The sequence below is a fragment of the Algoriphagus ornithinivorans genome (assembly GCF_900115305.1).
Classification (GTDB): Bacteria; Bacteroidota; Bacteroidia; order Cytophagales; family Cyclobacteriaceae; genus Algoriphagus; species Algoriphagus ornithinivorans.
In genome coordinates, this window is sequence record NZ_FOVW01000002.1 from 221929 (window position 1) to 245620 (window position 23692).

Here is a 23692-nt window from a genome sequence, read left to right on the forward strand (position 1 = left end):
TTCATGAAGAGAAAAAAAGGCACTTTAACATCAAAAGGAATACTATGAAATGGCAAGGCCGCAAAAAAAGCAGCAATATCGATGATAGAAGAGGAAGAAGTTCTTCTGGAGGAGGAATGAATCCATTATTGATAGGTTCATTGCTCAAAATCCTCTTTTCCAAAACGGGACTCATTATAGTAGGGATATTAATTGCATTTTCCATTATAACGGGCACCAACCCATTAAGCTTTTTAGGTGGATTTTTGCAAGGTGGAGGGCAAGGATTTACGACGGAATCCAATTACCAACCAACTGCTGAGGAAGATGAATTGGCTGAATTCAGTGCAGTCATATTGGGGGATACAGAGCAGGTATGGAATGAATTGATTTCAAATTATCGGGAACCCACTTTAGTTCTTTTTACTGGATCAGTTTCTTCGGCTTGTGGTAATGCCAGCGCGGCAACAGGTCCTTTTTATTGTCCGGCTGATGAAAAACTGTATATAGATTTAAGCTTTTTTGAGGATATGGAAAGGAAATTAAATGCGCCGGGAGATTTTGCTCAAGCCTATGTTATTGCCCATGAAGTAGGACATCATATCCAAAAAATCATGGGAATTACTGATGAGGTTCATTCCCTGAGAGGTCAGATTAGCGATCAAGAGTATAATCAATATTCTGTCAGACTGGAGCTTCAGGCGGATTTCCTTGCGGGAGTTTGGGCTCATCACAGCCAAAAAAGCAGCGGGATGATGGAAAGGGGGGATTTGGAAGAAGCACTGAATGCTGCCAATGCTATTGGAGATGACAGGCTTCAAAAACAGGCAGGGGGTAGGGTAGTACCTGATTCTTTTACCCATGGCACATCTGCTCAAAGAATGCGCTGGTTCAAAAAAGGATTTGATACAGGGGATTTGAGCCAAGGCGATACCTTCAGCGCCAAATCACTATAAGACTTAGATTTCCAGGATATAATCTAGAATACCTGCGTTTTTGCCTTTAGGCCTTGTGACTAAAAGAGGAAGGCTGTCATTGAATTGAATAAGCCTTTCAGCCATACTACCTATAAAAAGTGCGGTAGCAGCTGTTCGTCCTTTAGCCCCGATAATGATGCCATCAGCATTGATTTCCAAGGCCTTGTTGACAATTTCCTGAACGGGATCATCATCCTCGTCTTTGGTATAGACAGGTGTGATTTTGATTCCCTTGGTATTTATTTTTCGAATGAATTTTTTGTAAGCTATCTCAGCATGCATCTGCATGATTTGAGTAAACTCTTCGTAGCTTTTTCCTGTGAAATGATAACCAGAAGGGATAGAGAATACATTCTGGCAGACGATTTCCACATTTCCATGTTTTTCCGCGATCATAATCGCTTCTTCCAGCGCATCTTTAGAATAATCAGAAAAATCAGATGGAACCAGAATTTTTTGAACTTTCGGTTGGGAGTTTTCAGGAACGATTAATAAGGAGCAAGATGCACGTCTTGCCAGCCTCAAAGATACTACACCAGTGCCTGGGAGATGAATTTTTCTGCCTACAATAATCATATCAGCAGATTTCTCCTCAGCTAATTTGAGTACCTTTTTAGATAAAGAACCCTCTTTTACAATATAGTTTAAGGAGATACCTTTTTGATCAGGGAAGTTTTCAGAGACAACCGTTTCCATGGCCGCTTGTCGTTCATTGATCATGCTCTCCACCAAATTTGGAAACTCTTCCAAAACCTCCTTAGGTACAGATAGATTTTTGATCACATTGACAAAGTAAATCTTCTTGGTTTGATTCACTTTGGCGATAAATGCCGCATATTGAATCAGGGTCTTATCCAAAGAAGTTTGGTCCAGGCAAACGATCATTTTTTTAATCAAGTACATAGTTCTCCGGGTTTTGGATTTACAAAGTTAAGGCTAAATGGAATGTTTAAATATAGAAACGGTATAATATTTTGTTGCGAACGCTAAATTTTTGATTTGGTTCTAATTTTTAAAGAAAAATACCTCAATAATCAGAATTATATTTCATTTTAATCGATTTGACATATTGTTTTATCCGAATATTTCTGGAATTATCCTCTATTTACTTAACCCCTCTCTCATAATATCGTATATTTGCACAAGTCCGGGTCGCCGACATGTTCAAACTTCACAATTAACATAATTACCGAGTGAAGCCCTTTCCAAAAACAGGCCTCACCTCGATCCCGATGTTATCGGACTAATCGGGGCCTCGCCCAAAAAAGCAGGATAACAGTGGAAGTTTGCGGATTAAAGGCAGCTCAAATCTTGTCTATACGGAGGTTTGTAACACTCTAAGACCCGGACTTTTTAATTTTTTCCTTTATCCAGTTGAGTTCAGCTTTTCCATAAAAACCACTCACCGCAATCAACCAAAATATTCCTAGAATCAAGATTGATCTAATTGTTATATCGATCAATGGATTTTCCATCATTGGTAAAATGGAAGTCATAATCAGAGCGAAAAGACCTAAGCCTATGATTTTTACCGTGTCCAATGAAAAAGGATTGAAGTCTAATCTGATTTTTAGAAAGAGGAATTTTACTGTATTGAAGGCCAACATGACTAATGCTGAAGCGATTGCAGCCCCCTCTATTCCATAAATAGGAATCAACCAAAAGTTCATCAGAATAATCAGGATACTCATGGCTATAGTTGCTATCAGGTTAAACCTGTAATACTTGGAGAAGACCAAGATCTCAGAATTGATTGAAAAGGCCACATCAAAGAGTTTTCCCAAGCCAATAAAGAATACAATCCATTTCCCGCTTTCATAAATTTCTCTATTGGGAATAAAATGGTAGATGGAATCAATATTAGCCCATATTCCCAGAAATAATAGGATACAGATGTAGAATTGCCTTGTGGAAACTTCCTTATATAGCCGGTTAATTTCTACTAGATTGTTTTTTGAAAAATGATCGGCAACTACGGGCATCACAACTTGAGAAATAGCTCTTCTTGGCATTTCTATGACCAATGCCATGCTAAATGCAATGGTATAAATTGCATTTGCCTCCAAACTGACCATAGAACTGACCATGATGCTGTCAATTTTCATGATGAGGGTAGAGGCAGCAGTGGCTAGAAAGGTTATAAGACTGAATTTTAAAAATGAGCTTCTGAATCCTTTTGGAAATGACCTCCAATTCAGATCAACTTTCAAAACTTTCAACCATGACAAATAAACCAGAATCCCCAAAAGTGGTATCCCATATACTGCTATTAGCCCTGCCATCATCCAATCAAAATTGATCCATTTCATCAAAAAACAAATGACCCAAAGGCCTGTCAGTAATCTAAGCAAAACCTCCCGGAAGAAGGTAGGAATAGCTACTTTGAGAAAAGATCTGCTATAGGCATCTAAAATGGAATTGGCCAAAGCCAAAAATGTGATCAATAAAACGATCCATAAATAATTGATAAGCTCAGGAGAATTAGAGGAAAATAAACCAATAATTTCTTCTTTGAATACGAAAAATAGGAAACTCACTAAAACAAAGCCTGCAGTGGCCAGAAGCAAACTAAAACTCAAAAAAGCAGAATGACCTGCTTTTAATTTGGGGAAATACCGGGTAATTCCATGTCCCAATCCTAATTGAGCAAAGGGAACAAATAGCAGAGCTAGATCTTGAATAGTGCGAAAAGTACCTAACTGAGCAGCTTCTAAAGCATAAGGATATAACCAAAGGACATTAAAATAGCCAATGACTACACCTAAGTAGGAAAAAAGTGTGGTTTGAATACTTTGACTGGCAACTCTGCCCATAGGGTGAAATTATCAAAAAATTGGAAATGCTACCTTTTTTTCTTCAAATCAAGGTTTAGCACATTTATCACAGCCCGGTTCGGTTTTAGGTTTATAGAAAAACCTTCTACCCAAATAGACTACAGCTCCCAACACGATAATTCCTACGATTATTTCTTGCCACATTTTAGGATAAAATTTGATAAGTAATCAATGCTGATATATAAGCCAAAGCGGTCATGTATACTGTTTGGATTAACGGCCATTTCCATCCTTTAGTTTCCCTGTACACAATCGCCAGGGTACTCATACACTGCATAGCGAAAACATAAAATACCATCAAAGAGAATGCGGTGGCTTTGTTGAATACTTTATCGCCCGTCACCGGGTTAATTTGAGCATTCAACTTTTCTCGAATGGTGGAATCATCTTCTGGATCTCCCCCTATGCTATAAATAGTCGCAATGGTGGATACGAATACTTCTCTAGCCGCAAAGGATGTGATCAATGCTATTCCAATTTTCCAGTCATAACCTAAGGGTCGAATAGCTGGCTCAATAGCTCTTCCCATGATTCCTATAAAGGAATTTTCCAATAAGTCTGATGAGGCTTCTGCTCTGATTTCTTCTATTTCCACTTCAGAAGACGCCAATTCTATTTTTTGATCCCTTTCTGCTCTGATTTCCTCCATTTTTTCAGGAGGGCCATAGGTGCCCAATACCCATAGAATGATTGAAATAGCTAAAATCACCTTTCCTGCCTCAGTCACAAATGTCTTGGACTTATTGTACATGGTAATGATAACATCTTTCCATCTTGGGGTACGATAAGATGGGAGTTCTACCATCAAAAAGCTCTTTTCATCGGTTTTTAGGATGCTTTTAAGTCCAAAAGCTGTAAATAAAACACCTATCACTCCCAAAAGATAAAGAGACAATAAGGCGACAGCTTGAAGATTAATAAACCCTAAAACGGTCTCATTTGGAACTACCAAACCAATTAGGATGATGTATACCGGAAGCCTTGCTGAGCAACTCATTAGCGGAGTCACCATGATGGTTATGATTTTCTCTTTCCAGTTACCGATATTTCTGGCAGCCATGACTCCTGGAATAGCACATGCTACTCCTGAAACCAAAGGCACTATACTTTTACCGTGAAGACCAAATGGGCGCATCCATCTGTCCATCAAAAAGACAACTCTGGACATATACCCTGTGTCCTCCAGAATGGCTAAAAATCCAAAAAGCAAGGCGATTTGAGGAATAAATATGACTATACCTCCTATACCGGGGATGATACCTTCGGCTAAGAGACTGGTCAATACTCCTTCTGGTAAAACTGTACTCACCCAAGTTCCCAAATCAGCAAAAACCCCATCTATCAAGTCCATTGGAACTGTGGCCCAGGCAAAAATTGCCTGAAAAATGACCAATAGGATGGAGGCGAAAACGAGATATCCGAAAACAGGATGTAAAATAATTTTGTCTATGGTATTTGAGGACACTTTTCTATCCTCTTTTTTCACCAGTACTTTTTCTATTATACCGGTGATTTTTCTATACCTGAGCTTGGTTTCTTCAAGTTGGGCTGATTCCAAATTGATATTCAAGCTATCTATCTTGTTTTTAACCCATTGCCTTTTTTCCAGAGGAAGTCCTTTATCTTTCAGTCCAAATCTTAAAATTTGATAGGCCTGATAGTCATTGGAGAGGTCGAACTTTTCTTTAATGTCTTGTAGGAGAGAAGAGTCTATGAAATCGTCTACCTGAAGGAATTGACTTTTTTTGGAAAAATTTTTCTGATGGATCAATTCCCGGATTTGCTCCAATCCTTTGGAACCTCTTGCATCCGTGTTCAAAATTGGTACTCCTAAAGCTTTGAATAATTCGAAGCCTTTTATTTCCAGATCGTGCTTTTCAGCTAAATCTGACATGTTCAGTACTAAAGCCAGATTCAATCCTAGGTCAATCAACTGCGAGGCTAAAAACATCCCTCTTGATAGCTGAAGAGAATCAATAACCATCAACACATAATCAGGTCGCTCAACTTCACTCAACTGATTTAATACTCTGTGGGCTATGATTTCATCTTCGGAATTTGGATAGAGGGAATAAGTACCAGGAAGATCTATAATTTCATAAGTAGACCCTTGGTAATTCATCATACCAATTTTCTTATCCACAGTTACCCCCGGGTAATTACCTATTTTCTGGCTTAGACCGGTGAGTTGGTTGAATATGGTCGACTTACCAACATTGGGGTTCCCTATGATGGCAATTTTGAGTGGCTTGACTAAAGGTGATTGAGTCTGTTCAGGCATGTGGGATTATAGTAATTGAATATCCAGCAATGCAGCTTCGGCTTTTCGAAGTGCTAAAGTGGATTCTTCCAGTCTGAATGCCATAGGGCCATTCAAAGGAGCAACGTGTTGCAAGGTGATTTTTTTTCCTGGAAGAAAGCCCAGTTCCATTAAGTTGATTTTCAAAGGGGAGTCTAAAACGTCCTTGATAACGGCACTTTTGGAAATGGGTAGTTGGTCAGCTGTCATGTACTAAATGTCGGAATCCTTTTCTAAGATTTGCAAAAATAACTTATTTGGAATGGATCTAAAGAAAAAGAATAAAGATTTTTGTCAGTTTTTAGATAGATGGTTATCAACGAATACTTAGGATTTCATTTGCTAAGTTAAATTCCAGGCCACCCTCCATCATAATTCTTAAACTGAACTCAAGTTCGATTTCTTTACCAGGATCTTTGTTCCAGACGAGTTTGAATAAATCATCCCGAAAAACTGTTAATCCATTCTCCAGAAACTGATCAATGGATCGTGTAGTGTTGTTGAAAAAATAATTCATCTGAAAGTAGTTACTGATGTCTTGTCCAACTTTGATGACTTCACCGTTTCCCAAGATGACTTCTCTGGTATTGATGATCTGAATACCAATCATTTTCTCGGCAGATTTTGGTAAAGGTGGGCTACAGGCCATTGCAGTCCCGAAAGTAAAGTAGGAGGGATTGGACTCAAAGTATGCAAGTGTCTGTGTTTCTTTTATTCGGAATGATTTCGTAATGGTTGAATACGGAAGCACGGTACTGGGGCTTACCTGCTGGCCATCAGTGGTGAGGGAGAGGGTTTCAAAGGATAAAATCCTAAAATCCTTGATGTCAAAAACCGGTCCGCAGCCGCAAGAGTCATTACAGAAGTTGGTGCAACTCATAGGTAAAATCGCCAATGAGGAGAAAATTAAAAAAGTGAGTAAAGTAACTTTACCGGCGTTTTTCATTTTTTGAGATGAGCTATAATCTTTAAACTCAAGTATTCATGAAAAGTTAGGAATAAAAAAGCCTATATCCAGAAAATATAGGCTTTAGGCTTGTTGGTGGTTGATTTTAAGCTTTTCCTCTCAGCATCAAGTTCCAATACATAAAGGGCAACCCATATTTTTTCAAAAGCCACATACTATACTGTTCTTTCGATGTATCCACAAATTTTGAGATTAATGGATCACTGTCTCTTACATTATCATATTTGAATTCAGCCAAAACCATTTTACTATATCCTGTGACCAATGGACAGGAAGAATATCCAGAATAAGCCTCTTCTCCAACTTTATTTTCCCGAATCAATTGAAGTAAATTTCCCACTAGTACGGGAGCTTGTTTTCTGATTGCAGCACCGGTCTTTGCAGTTGGAAGATGTGCGACGTCTCCCAAAGCAAAAATATTAGGGAAACGCAGGTGCTGTAGCGTATGGATGTCTACGTCCACCCATCCTTTTCCAGGCCCTTCTTTGAGGGATATGTCACTTTCCTGAATGAACTTGGGAGCAGCCTGCGGTGGTGCTAGGTGAAGCATATCAAAGTGAATTTTGATCTCATTATTACCAAGCTGTTCTTCTCCTATTTTCATACCTGCTTCATCAAAAGAATGGACAGAATCAGGTTTAATGTATTTAAAATAAATATCCTGATTTTCAGCATCTATTCTTACTGGAGCATAAAAGGGCTTGAATATTATATCTCTATCCTTGATGATTTTGTTGAGTGTTTTTGCAAAGTCCGGAACTCCAAATATCACGGTCCCAGGGGTAGCAAAAATCACGTTGGTTTTTTCTCTGACTCCAGCTTTTCTAAAAAATTCTTCAGCCAAATACATGATCTTTTGAGGCGCTCCTCCGCACTTGATTGGTGTTGTAGGTTGGGTGAAAACAGCATTGCCTCCCTTGAAATTCTTTAATACTTCCCAGGTATGTTCGGGGTCTGTGTAATTGCTACAAACAACCTTTTTATCCATTGCTTCGCTTAGCCCAGGCAATAATTCCGGTGCCATTACCAAACCCGGAGCTACTACCAAATAATCATAAGAAACATCCCCTGATTTTTCAGTTGAAACCTTATTCTGTTTAGGATCTATGGCTGTGGCCTTGCCTTTAATCCATTCCACTCCTTTGGGGATGTAGTCGGCCTCCTCTCTTTCGGTATCTTTAAAATCAAAAGTACCAGCGCCTACAAGTGTCCAAGCTGGCTGGTAATAGTGTTTTTCGGAAGGTTCAATGATGGCTATTGCCAGATTTTTATCCTTACGTTTTAACTGGGCAGCAACTGTAATTCCGGCGGTACCTCCACCGATGATTACTATTTGATAATGTTTCATGATTCGGTTGTTTGACTGATAGAAAGGTATTTAAAATCAAAAGGCATTTTAGTGACTTTCATCACCTTTGCTGGGAAAGATGAGATAAATCACCTTTCTGATTCAGTATTATTTTAAAAGTACGATTACTGCATTGTGACAATTATCACTAACTTCCATTTCAGTCAAGACTAGTTTCGTTTTTTTATAATTATGACAGTAGAAGAACTCAAATCAGCACTTCCAAATTTCACAGATCCAAGGCTTTTAGAAATCCTTTTGGACAAAGGTCAAATCATGCGTCTTGAGCCGGGAAAGGTTTTGATGGAGCCAGGGAAATTTATCAAAATGGTCCCGATTGTCTTGAATGGATCCATTAAGGTTTCCAGGATGGATGAAGATGGGAAAGAATTGTTTTTATACTACTTGGATGCAGGGGAGACTTGTGCTTTGTCCTTGACTTGCTGCTCTGCCTCCAAACCAAGTGAGATCAAAGCAGTAGTGGAAGAGCCTACAACCATTATAGGGATTCCAATTACAGTTCATGAACAGCTTTCTGATGAATTTAAGCAATGGAAGGATTTTGTCTCATCCACTTATCAAAGTAGGTTTCAGGAAATGTTAATAGCATTAGATGCAGTAGCTTTTAAAAGAATGGATGAGCGTTTGATGCGATATATTGTCACCAAAATGAAACAATATAAAACCAATGAGCTTCAAACTACCCATCAGGATATTGCCACAGAATTAGGTACTTCCCGAGAAGTTATTTCCCGACTATTAAAACAATTGGAAAAGAAAAAATGGATAGAATTGGGTAGAAATATGATTTATATTCGAGATGATTTCGAAGAATTGATTTCCAAATGATCAAAGCATAACCAGAAGCGGCACATGCGTATGATAAGCCATTTCCAATGATCTACTTTTTCCGGTAACTTGCTCCCAAAGGTTTTTATGTTGATGACACATGGCTAAAATTGAATCAGTCTTATCATCGAAATATTGGTCTAATCCTTTGATTAATTCTTTGCTTTTAATGCTGATTAGCGTAGACTTTAAATCTGGAAACTCTTCTTTTAAAAACACCTGTAAGCCCTTTTCTGCTAGTTTTTCCCGAAAATCATCACTTTTCTCAAAATGTAGGATTTCAAGAGATAATTCCCATTTTTTTGCAAGTCCAACTACCTTATGAATATATTCTTCTTCATGATTGGAGATTTCCAAGGCCAAAGTAATCTTTGTAATTGAAGAGGTTTTTCCTTCTGAAGGGATTAACAATACAGGTGTCCTAGCTTCTTTGATTACCTCTACAGCTGTTGAACCCACCAATACTTTTTTGATTCCTGAGACACCATGGGTTCCCATTATGATCATATCAACATCTTCTTCTTCAGCAATCCGAGCGATACTAATGGAAGCAGTTCCTTCCTTAATGATTGACCGATAATTGATTGAATCATGCTCATGCTTCTTTTTAAGCTTGGAAATCATTTCGCGCGCATCTTTATGCATATTGTCCAAAGCTATAGCTGCTTGGGAGGCAAAATCATAGACGACTTCTACCACATGAAGTAGAATGATTTCATTTTCGCCTTTTTTGCACAAGCCTTTGGCGAATTCTAAAGCCTTCACCGAGTTGTCTGAGAAATCTAAAGGAATAAGGATTTTCATGCCGATTTGAATTAAACTTCTCTAATTTAACCTTAAGATTCAGCTTATACTATGATAAAAATCAATCTGAATTCAGATTTAACTACACTGGTATAATATCTTGCTGGGCTCCCTTGGTATTTATGTAATTTTGGATGTAACATTTGTCACTGCTTAAGCCTATCACACACATGTACTTTTGTACAGGTTATTTAAAATCAAAAAAACTATGGATTTGATAGTCCTTTTAGGATATGCAGCTGCAATAATTATTGGTGTAAGCTTGGGTTTGATAGGTGGAGGAGGATCAATTTTAACAGTTCCTGTACTGGTTTATATTTTAAATGTAGATCCGGTTCTGGCTACAGCATATTCATTATTTGTTGTGGGAGCTACATCTTTGGTTGGAGCAGGCAATTACATGAAACATGGACTAGTTGATTATAAAACTGCCATTGTATTTGCCATACCTTCATTTATCGCAGTATTTCTTACCCGAAAATTTTTGGTGCCCTGGCTTCCTGATCCTCTGTTTTCTATAGGAGAATTAGCGATCACAAAAAGTGTAGGCATCATGATTTTCTTTGCAATGATTATGCTGGCGGCTTCATACTCCATGATTAAGAAAAATCATTCAGAGGATGCTAGCGAGGAAGGGGAAGTTAAGTTTAACATTCCTTTGATAGCGGTGGAAGGTTCAGTGGTAGGAGTCATTACGGGAATAGTGGGAGCAGGTGGAGGATTTTTGATCATTCCAGCTTTAGTCTTATTAGCCAAACTTCCCATGAAACTTGCAGTCGGTACTTCTTTGTTAATTATAGCAGCAAAATCATTAATTGGATTTTTGGGTGATTTGGGAAATCAAACAATCGATTGGAATATGCTCTTGATTTTCTCTGGACTATCAGTGGTGGGTATTTTCATAGGTAGTGCACTTTCAAAGAAAATCAATGAAAAAGCACTTAAAAAAGGGTTTGGCTGGTTTGTCTTGATCATGGGTATTTATATTATTGGGAAAGAATTAGCAGGGATTTAAGTTGGAAAAGTATTTCAAAATCTTTCTGGATGGTTATTATGGGTACTGGAACTACCTTCAATCAGAAATATTGTATCCATCTTGGCACAACTATTTTTATTGGCTGATAGGCTTGTCCTTATTAGTGTGGATGCTCGAAGTAATTTTTCCCTGGAGAAAAGGTCGTCCCTTTTTCCGCAAAGACTTTTGGTTGGATGCATTTTACATGTTCTTCAATTTCTTCCTGTTTTCATTGATTCTCTACAATTCCCTTTCCAATGTATTTGTAGAAGCATTTAATGATTTCTTAGGGCTTTTTGGAATCACGAATTTGGTAGCTATTGAGGTCAATTCCTGGCCAGTTTGGGGTCAGTTCTTACTCTTATTTGTAGTAGCTGATTTTATACAATGGAATGTACACCGAATGCTTCATCGGGTTCCATGGTTGTGGGAGTTTCATAAGGTTCACCACTCAGTCGAGCAAATGGGCTTTGCCGCGCACTTAAGATATCACTGGATGGAGACAATTGTCTATAAATCAGTGCAGTATATTCCTTTGGCAATGATAGGTTTTGGGCTGGCAGATTTCTTTGTCTTACATATTTTCACCATTGCAATAGGTCATTTAAATCACGCGAATGTCAAAATATCCTATGGTCCACTCAAATATATTTTCAACAATCCCGTGATGCATACCTGGCATCATGCTAAGCATCTTCCCAAAGGAAGTCATGGAGTGAATTATGGGATTTCTCTAAGTCTATGGGATTATTTGTTTGGAACAGCATATATCCCCAATGATGGAGAAAATGAGCCATTAGGTTTTGATAAAGTGGAGGAATTTCCACATACATTTTGGACACAAATCACATACCCATGGCTTCGAAAGAAAAACAAAAAAGCTTAAACCCATTAAATAGTTGGGCTACAATTATTTTGCTGTGCTTGGTCTTGGGATTGGCACCTTTTACCCCGGAACCCCATGTCTGGGGAAAGATCAAGTGGGTATTAGGTGGGGCAGATGGAATGAAATTGATGGATTGGGGAGATTTGGTATTGCATGGTTTTCCCTGGCTTTTATTGGGAAGACTATTTATTTTAAAAGTTGGGACATTTATCAGAGGACTGTGACTTCTGGTACTGAAGGAGAGCTAGGGTAGGTCTAATTTTGAGAAAAAAACAATCTATGTTTGATTTCTTTAAAACAAAACCGAAAAACTACGAGGATATACCTTCAGGTGTATTTCACGAATTGATGTTGAATCCTGCAACTGTAATATTGGATGTAAGGACTTCTGGCGAAAATCAATCAGGGAAAATTAGAAATTCAAAAAATCTGGACATCATGTCTCGAGATTTCAAATTGAAAATAAATGAGCTGCCCAAAGACAAAACATACTTGGTGTACTGTAGAAGTGGAAACAGAAGCGCCCAAGCTTGTGAGATAATGGCTGAAATGGGCTTTAAAAATCTCAAAAACCTCAGCGGGGGAATTATGAGGTGGCCTTTTGAATTGGTTTAGATAAGTGGGGTAACCCATTTATTTTTTTGAGATTTTATTCATGCTGATGGATCGTTGTAAGTTTGATTTAAATCGATCCATATCTTCTGGACTTTTTTGAGCGTGCTTTGTTTTTCTGCCTTGAACTCTGGCTCTCCACATTTTGAAACTGCTTCGCTTCATTTCTCTTCTCATTAATTGAATAACCTCGGCCTCTTTTACGCCAAATTGGGATTCAATTGCATCGAAAGGGGTCCTGTCCTCCCATGCCATTTCAATGATGCGATCAATATCTCTTTCACTTAAATTTTGGAATTTCTTCATATTCTTCAAACCCTTCGAGTCCATTAAGGTTTTTAGAAGGTGAAGAAAATTTCTGTTGTCTGGCTAAAACGAGATTTAAGATTAAAGGACCATCCAGCTTTGGATGCTGCCATAAATCTGGGGCATCCCATTCTATTAGCCTATGTTTTTGAGCCTTCCTTGATTCAAGCTTCTCAAAGTGATCTTCGTCATTGGAGGTTTGTATGGGAATCTCTAGAAGATTTGAATCGGCAGCTTCAACCTTATCAAACTGAGGTTGCTATTTTTCATCAAGAAGTAAATGAAGTTTTCAGCCAATTGGAGTTAGGATTTGAAATCGCTGCCGTATTCTCTCATCAGGAAACAGGGATTCAGATAACTTTTCAGCGAGATTTACAAATAAAATCCTGGCTTCAATCTAGAAATATACCCTGGTATGAGTTCCTTCAACAAGGAGTTAGAAGGGGGAGAAAATCAAGAGCTAATTGGAGAAAGGATTGGTTTTCCTATGCGGCAGCCAAACAAGTAGACCCGAACTTAGATCAAGCGAGATTTCTCTCTAACACGGAAATAGAACAAATTCTAAAAAGTAATTTGAATATTCCTAAGGATTGGAAAAAACCTAATCCTTTGATGCAGAAAGGAGGGGAGACTATTGGGCACAAATACCTTAAAAGCTTTATAGAAGATAGAGTTTCCAATTACAGCAGGAATATTTCAAAGCCTGAAAGAAGTAGAAGGAGCTGTGGAAGAGTTTCGCCTTATTTAGCCTGGGGATGCTTATCGATCCGGCAAGTTTTTCAGGCTTCGGAAATTAAAAAGAAGGAAAAATTTCAGGTTAGAAACTTCTCCAATTTTCAATCCCGACTAAGATGGCATTGTCATTTTATCCAAAAATTTGAGATGGAATGCCGAATGGAGTTTGAACCCATTAATAGGGGGTTTTTAAAAGTAGAGTACAAAAAAAATCCAGCCTTTATTCAGGCTTGGAAGGAAGGAAATACTGGCATTCCATTGATAGATGCCTGTATGAGATGTTTGATTCAAACAGGTTATTTGAATTTTAGAATGAGAGCTATGCTGGTTTCATTTCTTACCCATCATTTAGGGCAAAACTGGAAAGATGGCTCAGATCATTTGGGTAGGCAATTTTTAGACTTTGAGCCTGGCATACATTATCCTCAGCTACAGATGCAGGCGGGAGTGACAGGAATCAATACTGTGAGAATCTATAATCCTATCAAACAATCTAAAGATCATGATCCTGAAGGAGAGTTTATTAAAAAATGGGTACCGGAATTAAGCCAAATTCCATCTGCTTTGGTGCATGAACCATGGAAAATCAGTCCTTTAGAGCAGGAAGATTTAGACTTTCACTTGGGAAGAGACTATCCATTTCCAATAGTGGATTCTGAAAAAGCAGGAGCAGAGGCCAGAAAGAAAATATGGGCAGCGCAAAAAGATCCAGCGGTCCTCCAGGAATCAGAACGAATAGTGGAGCAACATACTTTACCAAACAGATGGGCATGAAAAAACAGCATTTACCTTCCAAAATATGTCCGGTTTGCCAAAGACCCTTTTCTTGGAGAAAGAAATGGGAAAAGAACTGGGAAGAAGTTAAATATTGCTCTAAACGATGTTCTGGAGATGCTAAAAAAAGCAGGCATTAATCTCGGTAAACCATTACAAACCAGGTAAGCCAAATAGTCAAAGGAACAAAATAGGACACCACAACCGCTAAAATAGATTCTTTGATACTTCTATTGCTGATCATATGAAATCCCATCACCCAAAGAACTCCATATCCTAATTCGAATAAGTTGAGAGTACCAAGGGGATAATACCACCTTGGATTTAAATTATCAAAACCAATAAATGATAAGAAAGAAAGGGGTCTGTATTCCAAGATTTCCTGGTAAGTGCTCGCTGAATGCGGGTTGATATAAACCAGGAATCTTATCAACTCAGGAAATAAAAATATCCCCTCTGCCACCAAAGCAAATTTCCAGAGTTCTTTGTAAGGGATTTTATAACCCAGAAAAAATGCGCCCAACCAAAAAAGAAAGGCTATTACCGTAAACTTCCATAGAAGAGCAAATGGTGTCCAAACATATTCTAACGTATTGAAAATATGAAATATCATAAAATCACCTCTCGCGTCTAAATTCTCCGAATCGGGAATTGCTTCCAGTATGATGGTGTTAGTAAGGTATCGGATGAGAATAAAGAGTAAAACCAAAAGAAAAAAATAAAGCCTTTTATCAAAATCTAAATAGTCAAAAAGACGTTGTGCTAATGGAGAGCGTTCTTTAGGCATATTTCGAGGTTAAGTTTGCTTAAATCTAATTGATTGTCTGAGATAAGACCTAATTTTGCGCGCTGAAGGAGAAAAATCTATGTTAAAGAAGTTTATTTTAAGTTTCACATTCATTTTTTGCTGCTTAGCAGGAAGCATGGTGAAGGCTCAATCTGCGCCTTCGGATAGCTTATTTGTAAAAGCCTCTCCTTATCTATTGCTAGATCGGGGTTTACAATACAGGATTACTAAGTCAATCAACAGCATGTATAATTTTGATTTTGATGTGGCTGAAAGAGACTTCAAAGTAATTGCCTATCAATACCCTGATCACCCATTACCTGATTTTTTGATGGCATTGAGTTACTGGTGGAGGATAGAAGTAGATGTGACCAATGAAAAATACGATAAAATATTTTTGGCCTACATTGATCGGGCAAATGAGAAGGCTGAAAAGCTCTATGACGAAGATAAAACCAACAAGGAAGCGGCATTTTTCTTAGCTGCAGGATATGGATTCCAAGGAAGGCTTTTATCAGAAAGAAAAAGCTGGACGCGTGCAGCTTGGGCGGGAAGAAATGCATTGAAATACATGGAATTAAGCAGAGGAGAGGAAGAGTTTAATCCTGAGCTTCTTCTAGGGGATGCCCTTTTTAATTACTTCTCTGTTTGGATTCCTGAAAATTATCCGCTCTTAAAACCAATTCTAGCCTTATTTCCTAAAGGCAACAAGCAGCTTGGCTTGAAGCAGCTGGAACAAGTGGCTGAGAATGCCTTTTATACTAGAATTGAGGCTATGTATTTTTTATTTAGGCTCTATGCTTCTGAAGAAAAGAAACCTTATGAGGCCCTCAGAATTTCAGAATATCTCAATGAAAAATTCCCAAACAACCCTTATTTCCATAGATCCTATGCGAGGCATTTATATACCGTTGGAAGGTGGACTGAGTCGTTGAGGGAGTCAGAAGAGATTCTGAGAAGAATTGATGCGAAGCAAACGGGATATGAATCAAATAGTGGTCGCTATGCAGCTTTCTATATAGCTCAATACTATGATAGAATCGGGAATAGACTGGAGGCCAAAAAATATTATCTCAAAACTCTTTCTTATGGTGAGGAGTCAGAATCCCAGGAAAGTGGGTATTATTTACACTCTTTGGTAGAGTTGGGGAAAATTGCACTGGTAGAGAAAAACAAAGCACTTGCAAAAGAATATTTCAAAAAAGTAAAGAAATACGCAAAGCGAAAACACCCCGCTCATCAGGCCGCAAGGGATTTTATCAAAAAGAATAAACTTTAATCAAAAAGTTTGCGTTTTTAGCACTTACTGCAAGAGATAATTTGAATTTTTCCAAGAGAAGGAGGATTTTTAGAAGGAATCTTTGCTAAAATCCCCACTATCCTAAAGAAAATTTCGAATTAGGTCTATATAAAAACGGATAATAGTTTTAAAATTTTCCTTAATTATTATAAATTTGCACAGCATAAAATTTTGTAAAAGCAAGAAATCATGGATAATAGCGTAAGAATAAAATTCGATAAAATTGATCGCAGGATTCTAGAAATCCTTCAGGGAAACGCAAAGATCACTAACGCTCAACTTTCAAAAGATATCGGGCTTTCTCCTGCTCCAACCTTGGAGCGAGTGAAAAAACTTGAGCAGTCTGGTATCATTAAAAGTTACCATGCGAAATTAGACCCAGAAAAAATTGGCCTTGGGGTAAGTACATTTGTTTTGGTATCTCTTATTGGTCACAACAAAGGTAATATCGATGCATTCATGAAGGAAATCAACGGAATTCCTGAGGTAATTGAATGTCACCACATTACAGGTACAGGTGATTTTATTCTTAAAATCATTGCAAAAGATATCACTGCTTATCAGAAGTTGATGTTGGAAAAAGTTTCTGAAATTAAAGAAGTGGACTCCATGCAATCCATGGTAATTTTGTCCACATTTAAAGACTCAAAGGTATTGCCTATCCCTGCTTAATTATTAGAATAGAATAGAATTTAGGGTGGCAATTGCCACCCTTTTTTTTTGAAGCTATGGAACATAATCCTTGGAAAACACTAAAAATTAAACCCATTTACAACAATCCTTGGATAAGACTCGAAGAACACGATGTCTTAAATCCAGCAGGAAAGGAGGGGATCTACGGTAAAGTGCATTTTAAAAATAAAGCTATGGGCATTATACCTATAGATAAAAATGGTAACACTTGGCTAGTAGGGCAATACCGGTATACTTTGAAGGAATATTCCTGGGAAATTCCCATGGGCGGAGGTCCTATTGGTCAAGACCTTTTGGAATCTGCCAAGCGCGAATTAAAAGAAGAAACTGGCTTAGTTGCCGAAAAATGGACTGAGCTTCTCAGAATACATACTTCCAATTCAGTTACAGACGAGGAGGGCTTTGTTTATCTGGCTGAAGATTTAACTCAACTTGATACGGAGTTCGAAGAGACTGAAGTATTACAAATCAAAAAGCTTCCACTTCAGGAAGCCGTTTCTATGGTTATGAATGGGGAAATTACTGATGCAATCAGTATTGCCGGAATTCTAAAAGCTGCCCGAGTTTTGGGTTTGTAATATGACAATCAAAGATCATTTTAAAATTACTTCCAAATTAGCTTATCCAGTTGTCTTGAGTCAATTAGGGCAAGTGATGGTTGGGGTAGCAGACAGTATGATGGTGGGGCAATTGGGTGCCGTACCTTTGGCAGCTGCCTCCCTGGCGAATTCCATATTTTTCGTATTACTCATGTTTGGAATGGGAGTATCCATGGGGATTACTCCTTTGGTTTCTATTGCAGAGGGCAAAGGGAAATCAATTCGTATCGGACGTTTATTTCAGCATGGATTGTGGATCAATCTTTCTACAGCATTGGTTTTAACCATCATTATTTTGGGTCTCTCACAAGGGCTTTCCCATCTCAATCAACCTGAAATTGTGGTAAAAGAGGCAATACCTTACCTTTTTATCATCACTGCTTCTCTTTTTCCATTTATGATTTTTCAGACCTTCAAGCAGTTTGCCGAGGGTCTTTCTCAGACGAGACAGGCTATGTACGTGACCATTTTTTGCAACTTGGTCAATGTGTTTTTAAACTGGGTTCTCATTTTCGGGAAACTGGGAGCTCCGGAAATGGGCTTGATCGGTGCTGGGTTGGCTACCTTGATTTCCAGGATTTTGATGCCGATAATGATAGGTTGGTATGTGATGAAGTCTTCTAGGTATAAAAATTTTCAGTTGACTCTAGGATTGACAAAAATGAGTTTTCCCATGATCAACAGAATATTGAAAATAGGGATACCCACTGGTTTTCAATATATTTTTGAAGTTAGTGCCTTTGGATCTGCAGCAATTATGATGGGTTGGATAGGCGTAAACGCCCTTGCAGGACATCAAATAGCTTTAAACTTAGCTTCGATTAGTTACATGATGGCTGCTGGATTAAGCACTGCGGGAATGATTCGTGTAAGTAATCAGATTGGCAAGAATAATTTCAAAGCCATGCGAGAAGCAGGTATGGTAGTGTTTGCCATGGTGCTGATTTTTATGGCCGTTACTGCAGTTATTTTTATTGCAGGCAGAAACTTCCTGCCTACTTTCTATATAGATGATCCTGAGGTTATAGCTACTTCAGCTACTTTGTTAATCATAGCTGGAATGTTTCAATTATCGGATGGTGTACAAGTTGCAGGCTTAGGTGTTCTCCGAGGTATGGAGGATGTGAAATTTCCCACAATTATTACCTTGATTGCTTATTGGGTTTTAGGTCTCCCATTGGGGTATTTTCTAGCTTTCGAAATGGGACTGGCAGAAAAAGGGATTTGGTATGGCTTGCTGATCGGCTTGAGTATAACGGCAATAGTTCTTTTTTACCGATTCCATAAATTATCCAGGAAAGCAATTTTGGAAAAAGGAATTAACCCTTGATCAAAAAGTCTTTTTTAAAGGGTTTCTGAATCAATAAAGGAAACTTTATATTCAGGACTTAATTAATATTCTACTGATGAAAAAAATATTTTCTCTTGCCCTATTACTTTTCTTGTTTAGTCAGTTCACCTTTTCTCAGAAACTTGCTGTTTTAACTCAACGCGAACAGGCTGAATTGATTGATTCTTGGTTGGATGTCAGGATCAACTCTCTATTGCCTCAATTGATGACAGAGACTGGGGTGGATATGTGGATCGTGATCTCGAGAGAATATAATGAGGACCCGGTTATACGAACTATGCTTCCTGCCACCTGGATGGCTGCTCGAAGGCGAACCATTTTGGTGATGTATCAGCCTAAGCCAAATTCTCCAGTGGAAACTTACGCAATTGCCAGATATGATGTGGGAAAGGCATTCAAAAGAGCTTGGAATCCTGAACAGCAGCCAGATCAGTGGAAAGCATTAATTGACTTGGTAGCAAGTAAGAACCCTCAAAAAATCGGTTTGAATTATGCGAAAGATTATGGTCATGCTGATGGCTTGACTTATTCAGAACATCAGGCTTTCGTCAATCAATTACCCAATGCTTTGAAATCAAAAGTTGTATCTGCCCAAACATTGGCAGTTAGATGGTTGGAAACCCGAACTGAACAAGAAATGTCTACTTATAGACATGTGCAGCAATTGGCTCATGATATAATCCAGGAAGGATTATCTGAAAAAGTGATCACTCCCGGAAAGACAACAACTGAAGATGTGGTGTGGTGGTATAGAGAAAAGATCAAAGAAATGAAGTTGGATACTTGGTTTCATCCAACTGTAGATATTCAGCGTCCGGACCCTTCTTCCAATGAAGCAAACAGGTCTTTTGCAGTTCGGCCCTCTGAGATGACCATTATGCCGGGAGATTTACTTCATATTGACTTTGGAATAACTTACCTCAGGTTAAATACTGACACTCAGGAATTAGCATATGTCCTTAAGCCAGGGGAAACAGAAGTTCCAGTCTTCCTTCAGAAAGCATTCGAAATAGGAAATAGACTACAGGATATTCTAACGGAAAACTATGTAGCTGGCCGTACAGGAAATGAAATTCTAAGGGCATCCAGACAGAAAATGGAATCAGAAGGAATTAGAGGAAGTATTTATACGCATCCATTGGGATTTTATGGACATTCGGCCGGACCAACCATCGGAATGTGGGATAATCAAGGGGATACTCCAGGTGCTGGAGATTTCCCGCTTCATGCCAATACTGGATATGCAATTGAATTGAATGCCGTGGTTTATGTCGAGGAATGGAAAAAAGATGTGAGAATCATGCTGGAAGAGGGAGCGTTTTTCGATGGTGAAAAAGTGACCTATTATAATGGAAGACAGAAAAAGATTCTATCCATCCCACGAATGAGTAATTATTTGGGGAATTGAGATTAATTATTTGATAATCCTCAATCTTGCCACTTACCATATTTTCTTTGCTTGACCGATAGGACATTTCGAATTCGCTCAGAACAGGTGACCAATGACCGATGACCGATGCTTCCGGATTCTAATCTTTTGGGCTAATACTAAGCCATGTTTTTCTTCTAACTGGCTAAAAGAGAATATTGATATCACTTATTGAAAAAAGGCCTTGAGAGGAACTCAAGGCTTTTTTTATGTTTGATACTTTCTTTTTCTGATACTGACCAAGACTAAGAAAGCCAAAAAGGCCATGCCCGCACTGCTGAGGAATACGAGTTGAAAGTTTTCTGCTTTATTGGCATACAAAAAGCCTGAAACGATCGCGCCAATACCGATTCCTGCTTCCAAAAATATATACATGGTTGCTAAAGCCCTACCTCGATAAGCATCCAAGGAAAGATCCACCACCCAGGCAGCCGTGGTAGGACTATACATCCCAACTGCAGACCCAAACAATACCCCCGCAATCATCAGCATGGCTTTCGTTTCTGCAAATGCAATTGTCATCATTGCCATAATCATAAAAATACTGGCTACTCTTAGGACAGGGATTCTTCCATATCGGTCTGAGGTTCTTCCAGCTATCAATCTTATCCCTAAAGAGGAGAGTGTAAATACAGCAAAGAAAAGTCCTTTGTTTTTGATTCCTAAATGCTCTGAGAGATCTGGAATAATGGTAAGCACCACTCCAAAAGAAAAAACAGACAAGAAAAGTATCGCCGATGGCATTAATACCCGCTTTTCTATGATTTCGTCTTTTTTAAGTTTGAATAAATTCAGTTTGAGAGGCTCTTTGTTTGGAAGCGTTTCTTTCAGCTTCAATAGAATTAGAATGGAAAAGATTGCAGTAAAGGCAGAAGCATAGAAAAGAATTTCCAACTCCCAAATACTTGCAATCCATCCACCGATAGCCGGGCCTGCAGCCATGCCCAAAGAACCAAAAAGGGATTGAATTCCCATTGCTTCTCCACGTTTTTGGAAAGGAACAATATCGGCTACATAGGCAGAGGTGCCGGTAGGAGTAAATCCAGCTGAGAATCCATGTGCAAATCGCAGGAATAAAAACCCGCCGACAAAACTTAAAATTGGATACAATAAGCCCACAATAAAGCATACTGAAGCACCAAAAATCATCACAGGTATTCTTCCGATTTTATCTGCAAGCTTACCGGAAAATGGTCTGGAAAGACCGGCAGATAAGGTGAATAATGAGATGATCAAACCTTTGTAATCCTCACCTCCCAATGAACTTAGGTAGGAGGGAAGCTCAGGAATAATCATATTGAAAGAAGAAAAAAACAAAAAGGAACTCAAGCAGAGCAGGAAAAAATCCAGACTGAAAAAGGATGGGAAGATTTTCATGAAGTTTGGATTGAAAAGGAACAGGGCCGAAAATAAAATCGGCCCTGTAATTATTCTTTGTTTGCTTCTTCTTCGCTTTGAGCGAGTAGAAAGGCTTTCATAAATTCATTCAAGCCCCCGTCCAATACATGCTGGGTATCAGAGGTTTCAAAACCTGTCCGATTGTCCTTTACTAGTTTATATGGATGCAGGACATAGTTTCGGATTTGGGAACCAAAATCTACCCGAAGTTTGGAAGATTCTATCTTCGCGATCTCAGCATTCCGTTTTTCCAGCTCCATTTGATAAAGCCTGGATTTCAACATCTGCATGGCTTTTTCCCGGTTGGCAAGCTGTGATCTTTCCACCTGGCATACCACAACAATTCCGGTTGGCTTGTGTGTCAATTGGACTTTGGTTTCCACCTTGTTCACATTTTGACCACCTGCACCTCCGGATCGGGAAGTATGGAGTTCAATATCGGCAGGGTTGATATCGATCTCTATGCTATCATCCACTTCAGGATAGGCATAAACTGAGGCAAATGAAGTATGTCTTCTTCCTCCTGAGTCAAAAGGGGATATCCTTACCAGTCGGTGAACACCTGTTTCAGATTTAAGGAATCCATATGCCAAAGGACCCTCGAATTCTAAAGTGGCTGATTTAATACCTGCAACTTCACCTGGCTGAACGTCTACCTCTTTTACCTTGTAGCCATTCTTTTCACCCCACATGATGTACATTCTCATTAGGATAGAAGCCCAGTCATTACTTTCAGTTCCTCCCGCTCCAGGGTTGATTTCCAGCACTGCATTCAGCTGATCTTCCTCTGAGGAGAGCATCTTTTTGAGTTCAAGATCTTCTACAGCTGTTTTGGCTTTTTGGTATTCAGTTTTGATTTCTTCTTCGCTGACTTCATCAGCTGAATAGAATTCATACAATACCTCCAAGTCCTGAATAATCTGCTCCAGATCTTCAAATGATGAAGTCCAGCCTTTTCTAACCTGGATTTGTTTCATCGTTTTTTCAGCCTCTTCCGGATTATTCCAAAAATCAGGCTGGGCAGATACTGCCTCTAAATCTTCTATTTCTGCTTTCTTCCGATCGTAGTCAAAGATACCTCCTTAAAGCCGAGGTGCGAGCTTTCAAGTCTTTCAGTTGGTCCGAAGTCATGATTTTAAAGTTGAAAATTGAGCTGCAAAAGTCTGAAAAAAAATCCGTTTTTACTAAGTAAAAACAAAATCAATCCGGTAATCTCATTTGGATAATCTGAATTCGGTTTCGCCCTTGATTTTTGAATGTTTTGTACCGAATAGGTAAAAGTGCTAAACCTGTTCCAGTTAAGATACCTCCAATCACTCCAACGCCCCTATCAATGGAAAACTCCCCAGTTTGGTAAATGGAATTTATACTCTCAACCCCCAGTAAGATTACACCTGATCCTAAAACTAGGGCATTAATGTTTCTAAGAGTAGAGTTTCTGGGATCTTTTCTTCTGATATCAATTTCCAAGATATCATCAGGAGAAAGTATATTCTCACTCAAATAGATATAATTGTCATTGAGATCTTTGATCACATCTGTGATGTAATATCCTAGCTTCGCACTTTTGTAGGTGATCGGTTCACCTATATAAAATCGGATTTGGGTTTTGGTATTACTGCCTCTTTTCAAGAGTAAAAAATCTTTGGATTGAGCATAACTTGAAAAACTCAAGATTGTCAAAAAGATCGTAAAAATAAGTAAGTTGATTGCTTTCATGTACAGCGGTTAAGTTAGTCTTAAAAAATTC

The 23692-nt window shown here is 38.6% G+C and carries 26 protein-coding genes; 13 read left to right on the forward strand and 13 right to left on the reverse strand.

What is annotated here, in order from left to right; all coding sequences use genetic code 11:
* The first annotated feature begins 44 nt into the window (after positions 1–44).
* Positions 45–935: a KPN_02809 family neutral zinc metallopeptidase gene (gene ypfJ, locus BM073_RS03095; protein WP_091650200.1), complete on the forward strand. Its 891-nt coding sequence runs from the start codon at positions 45–47 to the stop codon at positions 933–935.
* A 3-nt stretch (positions 936–938) separates the two neighbouring features.
* Here the strand turns inward: ypfJ and BM073_RS03100 are convergent, their stop codons facing one another.
* From BM073_RS03100 to BM073_RS03135, 7 genes are all read right to left on the reverse strand, one after another.
* A complete protein-coding gene (locus tag BM073_RS03100; RefSeq protein ID WP_091650203.1) occupies positions 939–1859 on the reverse strand; it encodes a universal stress protein in 921 nt (306 codons plus the stop codon).
* Positions 1860–2293: 434 nt separating this feature from the next.
* Positions 2294–3769, reverse strand: coding sequence for a lipopolysaccharide biosynthesis protein (locus tag BM073_RS03105; RefSeq protein WP_091650205.1), 1476 nt, complete (start codon positions 3767–3769; stop codon positions 2294–2296).
* Positions 3770–3817: 48 nt separating this feature from the next.
* Complete coding sequence (locus tag BM073_RS03110; RefSeq protein WP_091650209.1) at positions 3818–3934, reverse strand: FeoB-associated Cys-rich membrane protein; 117 nt, start codon at positions 3932–3934, stop codon at positions 3818–3820.
* A gap of 1 nt (position 3935) precedes the next feature.
* Positions 3936–6071, reverse strand: a complete 2136-nt coding sequence (gene feoB / locus BM073_RS03115; RefSeq protein ID WP_091650214.1) for a ferrous iron transport protein B — start codon at positions 6069–6071, stop codon at positions 3936–3938.
* A gap of 6 nt (positions 6072–6077) precedes the next feature.
* Positions 6078–6299 (reverse strand): FeoA family protein, encoded by a 222-nt coding sequence (locus tag BM073_RS03120; RefSeq protein ID WP_091650216.1) that lies wholly within the window; start codon positions 6297–6299, stop codon positions 6078–6080.
* Between the two features lie 106 nt (positions 6300–6405).
* Positions 6406–7035: a hypothetical protein gene (locus tag BM073_RS17930; protein WP_139217431.1), complete on the reverse strand. Its 630-nt coding sequence runs from the start codon at positions 7033–7035 to the stop codon at positions 6406–6408.
* Between the two features lie 106 nt (positions 7036–7141).
* Entirely contained in the window at positions 7142–8404 is a 1263-nt protein-coding gene (locus BM073_RS03135; RefSeq protein WP_091650224.1) for an NAD(P)/FAD-dependent oxidoreductase, read from the reverse strand.
* 192 nt (positions 8405–8596) lie between these two features.
* Here BM073_RS03135 and BM073_RS03140 point away from each other — a divergent pair, with 192 nt between their 5' ends.
* Positions 8597–9253, forward strand: a complete 657-nt coding sequence (locus BM073_RS03140; RefSeq protein WP_091650226.1) for a Crp/Fnr family transcriptional regulator — start codon at positions 8597–8599, stop codon at positions 9251–9253.
* Here the strand turns inward: BM073_RS03140 and BM073_RS03145 are convergent, their stop codons facing one another.
* Positions 9254–10057, reverse strand: a complete 804-nt coding sequence (locus tag BM073_RS03145) for a universal stress protein (protein ID WP_091650229.1) — start codon at positions 10055–10057, stop codon at positions 9254–9256.
* Between the two features lie 208 nt (positions 10058–10265).
* Between BM073_RS03145 and BM073_RS03150 the strand changes: the two genes are divergently transcribed.
* The 4 genes from BM073_RS03150 to BM073_RS03165 are packed head-to-tail and all read left to right on the forward strand — an operon-like array spanning position 10266 to position 12573.
* Positions 10266–11072: a sulfite exporter TauE/SafE family protein gene (locus BM073_RS03150; RefSeq protein WP_091650232.1), complete on the forward strand. Its 807-nt coding sequence runs from the start codon at positions 10266–10268 to the stop codon at positions 11070–11072.
* Between the two features lies 1 nt (position 11073).
* Positions 11074–11958 (forward strand): sterol desaturase family protein, encoded by an 885-nt coding sequence (locus tag BM073_RS03155; protein WP_091650235.1) that lies wholly within the window; start codon positions 11074–11076, stop codon positions 11956–11958.
* A complete protein-coding gene (locus BM073_RS03160) occupies positions 11928–12182 on the forward strand; it encodes a hypothetical protein (protein ID WP_091650238.1) in 255 nt (84 codons plus the stop codon). Before BM073_RS03155 ends, BM073_RS03160 begins: the two co-directional genes overlap by 31 nt.
* Before the next feature lie 55 nt (positions 12183–12237).
* Positions 12238–12573: a rhodanese-like domain-containing protein gene (locus BM073_RS03165; RefSeq protein ID WP_091650240.1), complete on the forward strand. Its 336-nt coding sequence runs from the start codon at positions 12238–12240 to the stop codon at positions 12571–12573.
* Positions 12574–12591: 18 nt separating this feature from the next.
* Here BM073_RS03165 and BM073_RS03170 read toward each other — a convergent pair whose 3' ends face one another.
* Positions 12592–12876 carry a TIGR03643 family protein gene (locus BM073_RS03170; RefSeq protein ID WP_091650918.1) on the reverse strand — a complete coding sequence of 95 codons (285 nt, stop codon included), beginning with the start codon at positions 12874–12876 and terminating at the stop codon, positions 12592–12594.
* A gap of 39 nt (positions 12877–12915) precedes the next feature.
* Here BM073_RS03170 and BM073_RS03175 point away from each other — a divergent pair, with 39 nt between their 5' ends.
* Entirely contained in the window at positions 12916–14385 is a 1470-nt protein-coding gene (locus BM073_RS03175) for a cryptochrome/deoxyribodipyrimidine photo-lyase family protein (protein WP_091650242.1), read from the forward strand.
* Entirely contained in the window at positions 14382–14525 is a 144-nt protein-coding gene (locus BM073_RS03180) for a DUF2256 domain-containing protein (RefSeq protein ID WP_091650245.1), read from the forward strand. Before BM073_RS03175 ends, BM073_RS03180 begins: the two co-directional genes overlap by 4 nt.
* Here BM073_RS03180 and BM073_RS03185 read toward each other — a convergent pair.
* A complete protein-coding gene (locus tag BM073_RS03185; protein WP_091650246.1) occupies positions 14522–15172 on the reverse strand; it encodes a sulfate ABC transporter permease in 651 nt (216 codons plus the stop codon). The genes BM073_RS03180 and BM073_RS03185 overlap by 4 nt on opposite strands.
* A 136-nt stretch (positions 15173–15308) precedes the next feature.
* Between BM073_RS03185 and BM073_RS03190 the strand changes: the two genes are divergently transcribed.
* The 5 genes from BM073_RS03190 (at position 15309) to BM073_RS03210 (ending at position 20523) form a co-directional block, all read left to right on the forward strand.
* Entirely contained in the window at positions 15309–16451 is a 1143-nt protein-coding gene (locus tag BM073_RS03190; RefSeq protein WP_245756366.1) for a tol-pal system protein YbgF, read from the forward strand.
* Between the two features lie 210 nt (positions 16452–16661).
* A complete protein-coding gene (locus tag BM073_RS03195; RefSeq protein ID WP_091650251.1) occupies positions 16662–17144 on the forward strand; it encodes an Lrp/AsnC family transcriptional regulator in 483 nt (160 codons plus the stop codon).
* Positions 17145–17200: 56 nt separating this feature from the next.
* Complete coding sequence (locus BM073_RS03200) at positions 17201–17743, forward strand: NUDIX domain-containing protein (protein ID WP_091650253.1); 543 nt, start codon at positions 17201–17203, stop codon at positions 17741–17743.
* 1 nt (position 17744) lies between these two features.
* The gene (locus tag BM073_RS03205; RefSeq protein WP_091650256.1) at positions 17745–19094 is read left to right on the forward strand and encodes an MATE family efflux transporter; all 1350 of its coding nucleotides are present in this window, start codon (positions 17745–17747) and stop codon (positions 19092–19094) included.
* 76 nt (positions 19095–19170) lie between these two features.
* Positions 19171–20523, forward strand: coding sequence for a M24 family metallopeptidase (locus tag BM073_RS03210; protein ID WP_091650260.1), 1353 nt, complete (start codon positions 19171–19173; stop codon positions 20521–20523).
* A gap of 228 nt (positions 20524–20751) precedes the next feature.
* Here BM073_RS03210 and BM073_RS03215 read toward each other — a convergent pair whose 3' ends face one another.
* The 3 genes from BM073_RS03215 to BM073_RS03225 form a co-directional block, all read right to left on the reverse strand.
* Entirely contained in the window at positions 20752–21921 is a 1170-nt protein-coding gene (locus BM073_RS03215; RefSeq protein ID WP_091650264.1) for an MFS transporter, read from the reverse strand.
* Between the two features lie 50 nt (positions 21922–21971).
* A protein-coding gene (gene prfB, locus BM073_RS03220) for a peptide chain release factor 2 (RefSeq protein ID WP_139217432.1) occupies positions 21972–23073 on the reverse strand; the annotation gives its coding sequence in 2 pieces (ribosomal slippage) (positions 21972–23012 and positions 23014–23073; 1101 coding nt in all).
* Between the two features lie 69 nt (positions 23074–23142).
* Positions 23143–23661, reverse strand: a complete 519-nt coding sequence (locus tag BM073_RS03225; protein WP_091650269.1) for a hypothetical protein — start codon at positions 23659–23661, stop codon at positions 23143–23145.
* Between the last annotated feature and the right edge of the window lie 31 nt (positions 23662–23692).